Origin of the sequence: Christiangramia marina, assembly GCF_048285865.1 — a bacterium.
Taxonomy (GTDB): Bacteria; Bacteroidota; Bacteroidia; order Flavobacteriales; family Flavobacteriaceae; genus Christiangramia; species Christiangramia marina.
On record NZ_JBLVTK010000001.1, the window covers coordinates 100544 to 104881 of the forward strand.

Genomic DNA, 4338 nt, shown 5'->3' on the forward strand with positions numbered 1-4338 from the left:
CCGTCATTCACATTAACTTTTAAATGCGTCTTTGAATAGTCTCTAGTAATTTAGTGGAAAATTTAAATGATGTCATCTTCTTACAATAAGTCCCGACAGCCCAGCGAAGCTTTATATTCTAAGGCCCGGGAGATCATGAAGATATCCAAATCTGTATCAGATTACCTTTTGCCTGATGTATCTGGTTTGAATGATCATGGGCTGGAAGATAAGAGCGTTTATTTTACCGGTGATATTATTCGATATTCCGAATCACTTTTGCCGAATATTGCGAGAGCTGAAAATGAATTTTTCCAGGAGAGCAGGAAGCATTACGTACATGCCGTAAGTCTGCTTACCGAACGCTTAAGCAAGCATTGCGAACACCTTGAACTTGCCAATAGCAACGGCAAGGATTTCGTACGACTTCTACGTAAAGAAATCCAGAAATTTAGAAAATTACAACGCGTGTGGCGACTGACGTTATAAGATGATAAAATGAAAAATCCCGGTTACCCGGGATTTTTATGTTCTGAAATATATCAGTATTTACATATTTCTACGATACTGTCCACCCACCTCGAATAATGCATGAGTGATCTGTCCTAACGAGCAAACTTTGGTTGCCTCCATTAATTCTTCGAAAAGGTTCTGATTGGTAACTGCTGCTTTCTGTATTCTATCCAGCATTTCTTCTGCAGAAGCTTCTTTAGCCTTGTGTAAAGTTTCCAGAGTTTTGATCTGGTGTTCTTTTTCCTCTTCCGTAGCACGAATAACTTCACCCGGCGTTACCGTTGGCGATCCTGTAGAACTCAGAAAAGTATTAACTCCAATTATTGGGTAATCTCCATTGTGCTTTAAAGTTTCATAGTACAGGCTTTCTTCCTGGATCTTTCCTCGCTGGTACATCGTTTCCATAGCACCAAGCACTCCGCCACGTTCTGTGATTCGATCAAACTCAGTAAGCACGGCTTCCTCTACCAGATTGGTCAACTCTTCGATAATGAACGATCCCTGGATTGGATTCTCGTTCTTAGCAAGCCCCAACTCCTTATTGATAATTAGTTGTATAGCCATCGCTCTTCTTACTGAAGCTTCCGTAGGCGTAGTGATCGCTTCATCATAAGCATTGGTGTGCAATGAATTACAGTTATCGTAGATCGCATACAATGCCTGAAGGGTAGTTCTAATATCATTAAAATCGATCTCCTGAGCATGCAGTGATCTTCCCGAAGTCTGTATATGATACTTCAACATTTGAGCTCTGGAATTGGCTCCATACTTATGTTTTAAGGCTTTGGACCAGATTCTTCTGGCAACCCTACCAATCACCGCATATTCCGGATCCACTCCATTAGAGAAAAAGAACGAAAGGTTTGGACCAAATTTATTGATATCCATTCCTCTGCTTAAATAGTATTCTACATAGGTAAATCCATTTGCCAGTGTGAATGCCAACTGGGTAATTGGATTCGCACCAGCTTCAGCAATATGATATCCTGAAATAGAGACAGAATAGAAATTTCTAACTTTTTCGTCAATAAAATATTCCTGAACATCACCCATTAATCGTAGTGCAAATTCAGTAGAAAAAATACAGGTATTCTGAGCCTGATCTTCCTTCAAAATATCTGCCTGAACGGTTCCTCTAACCACATTAATGGTTTCAGCCTTGATCTTTGCATACACATCTTTCGGTAATACCTGGTCTCCGGTTAATCCAAGAAGCATCAATCCAAGACCGTCATTTCCTTCTGGAAGTTCACCGCGATATTGAGGTCTGTCGATACCAGCATCGTCATACAACTCCTTCAGTTTGGCTTCTACTGTGTCTTCCAGACCATTCTCTTTGATATACTTTTCACAATTCTGATCGATCGCAGCATTCATGAAAAATCCAAGTAGCATTGGAGCTGGACCATTAATAGTCATACTCACAGAGGTCATCGCATCTGCCAGATCAAATCCTGAATAAAGCTTTTTCGCATCATCAAGACAACATATAGACACTCCTGAATTTCCAATCTTACCATAAATATCTGGTCGGTGGTCTGGATCATTTCCGTAGAGTGTTACCGAATCAAAAGCGGTAGACAATCTTTTAGCCGGTAATCCCTGGCTAACATAATGAAATCTTCTATTGGTTCTTTCCGGTCCACCTTCACCGGCAAACATTCTTGTTGGGTCTTCACCTGTTCGTTTAAACGGATACAATCCGGCGGTATAAGGGAATTCTCCAGGAACATTTTCCTGAAGACACCATCCTAGAATATCGCCCCAGGCCTTGTATTTTGGAAGTGCCACTTTCGGGATCTGCGTATGTGAAAGGGACTCTGTATGAGTATCGATCTTAATCTCTTTATCGCGCACTTTGAAGCTATAAACAGGTTCCGTATACTTATTTACTTTCTCGTTCCACGCAAGAATCATCTCCCAGTTATAGGGATCCAGATCCATTTTTATTTTATCGAATTCAGCAAAAAGCAGCTTTAAAAATTCTGACTGATCTTCTTCTGAAACTTCTTTGATCCCATCCTGATCGATTCCGTTTTTATCGATAAACTTGGTTTGATCTTTACCAAACTGGGTTTTGATATTAGCAACGGTTTCGATGGTTTTATAAATTCCGTAGAGACGCTGAGCAACTTCGGTTTGAGTCGCAGCAGTTTCATCATAACCACGGTTATTTTCAGCAATTTCTGAAAGGTATCGTGTACGTTTTGGCGGAATCACGAATATCTTCTCACTCATCTCTTCTGAAATTTGAAAAGTAGAGATCATCCCTGAATTTGTTTTCTCCTCTACAGCGTCCATAAGACTTCTATAAAGGGTATTCATTCCAGGATCATTGAATTGAGAAGCGATGGTGCCAAATACCGGAAGCTTATCAGCATCTTCATGCCATAACTGGTGGTTTCTCTGATATTGCTTTTTTACATCACGCAAAGCATCCTGCGCTCCACGTTTATCGAATTTGTTGATAGCAACCAGATCTGCAAAATCAAGCATATCGATCTTTTCCAGCTGCGTTGCTGCACCAAATTCCGGAGTCATTACATATAAGGATACATCTGAATGATCCATGATCTCTGTATCACTCTGTCCAATCCCTGAAGTCTCGAGAATGATTAGATCATAACTGGCTGCTTTCAGCACATCAACAGCTTCTGCGACATGCTTGGACAATGCCAGGTTTGCCTGCCTTGTAGCAAGTGAACGCATAAAAACTCTAGGATGATTGATACTGTTCATCCTGATACGGTCACCAAGTAATGCACCTCCAGTTTTCTTTTTTGAAGGATCCACAGAAACGATCCCAATATGTTTTTCAGGAAAATCCATCAAAAATCTTCGAACCAGTTCGTCTACCAAACTTGATTTACCAGAACCGCCCGTACCGGTAATTCCCAGAACAGGAGTTTTATTTGTTTCAAAATTGTTCTTGTCAAAGTATTTCAAAAATTCTTCGTGCCTGTTTTCAGCAAGTGAAATAAGACGGGAGATCGTAGTAACCTTTCTGGATTGTAGATTCTGATTAACCTTATCTGCTTCTTCAAGATCTGGAACCTGATGATCCACACGTTGGATCATATCATTGATCATCCCTTGCAGTCCCATTTCACGACCATCATCTGGAGCGTAGATTCTATCTATCCCGTAATCCATCAATTCTTTGATCTCATCTGGAAGGATCACTCCGCCTCCACCACCGAAGATCTTGATATGTTCTGAACCTTTCTCTTTAAGAAGGTCATACATATATTTGAAGTATTCGGTGTGACCACCCTGGTAGGAAGTCATTGCAATCGCATGTGCATCTTCCTGAATAGCGCAGTTTACAACCTCTTCCACACTTCGATCATGTCCAAGATGGATTACCTCAACTCCAGTAGCCTGGATGATCCGCCGCATAATATTAATAGCGGCATCATGACCATCGAATAGTGAGGCAGCGGTTACAATTCTTATTTTATTTTTAGGTTTATAAGGGCTTTGTTGCTCCATGTTTAATTATATCAAGAATATTGACCTGCAATTTACGAAAATCGCAATGAAATTAGGATTTTTAAATTTCTCAAATTTAGAAAAAGCCACCTTGGGGAGGATGGCTTTCATGCAAGCATAAGAATTTCAAATTTATGGAGGTACTAGTGGTGTTAGTTATCCGTTATGTCGTGCTCTTTCATTAATCTATCAAGATAAAATATAGTTTCAGCAATAAAACAATTTTAGCACAGTGCCTCAATGGCATTTACTTGAAAGATTGCTTCACTCTTCTCTAAACCTACCCAGAATTAAGTTTTCGAATGTGCACCCTATAAAAATACAACTAGAAATATTATAAGCGAAATTGATTGT

General features: G+C 40.0%; 2 protein-coding genes. One reads left to right on the top strand and one right to left on the bottom strand.

What is annotated here, in order from left to right; all coding sequences use genetic code 11:
* Positions 1 to 66: 66 nt before the first annotated feature.
* A complete protein-coding gene (locus ACNKXS_RS00515) occupies positions 67 to 468 on the top strand; it encodes a hypothetical protein (RefSeq protein ID WP_417919171.1) in 402 nt (133 codons plus the stop codon).
* A 60-nt stretch (positions 469 to 528) separates the two neighbouring features.
* On the opposite strand, the gene ACNKXS_RS00520 is transcribed toward ACNKXS_RS00515, so the two are convergent.
* Positions 529 to 3984 carry a methylmalonyl-CoA mutase family protein gene (locus ACNKXS_RS00520; protein ID WP_417919172.1) on the bottom strand — a complete coding sequence of 1152 codons (3456 nt, stop codon included), beginning with the start codon at positions 3982 to 3984 and terminating at the stop codon, positions 529 to 531.
* Positions 3985 to 4338 lie beyond the last annotated feature (354 nt).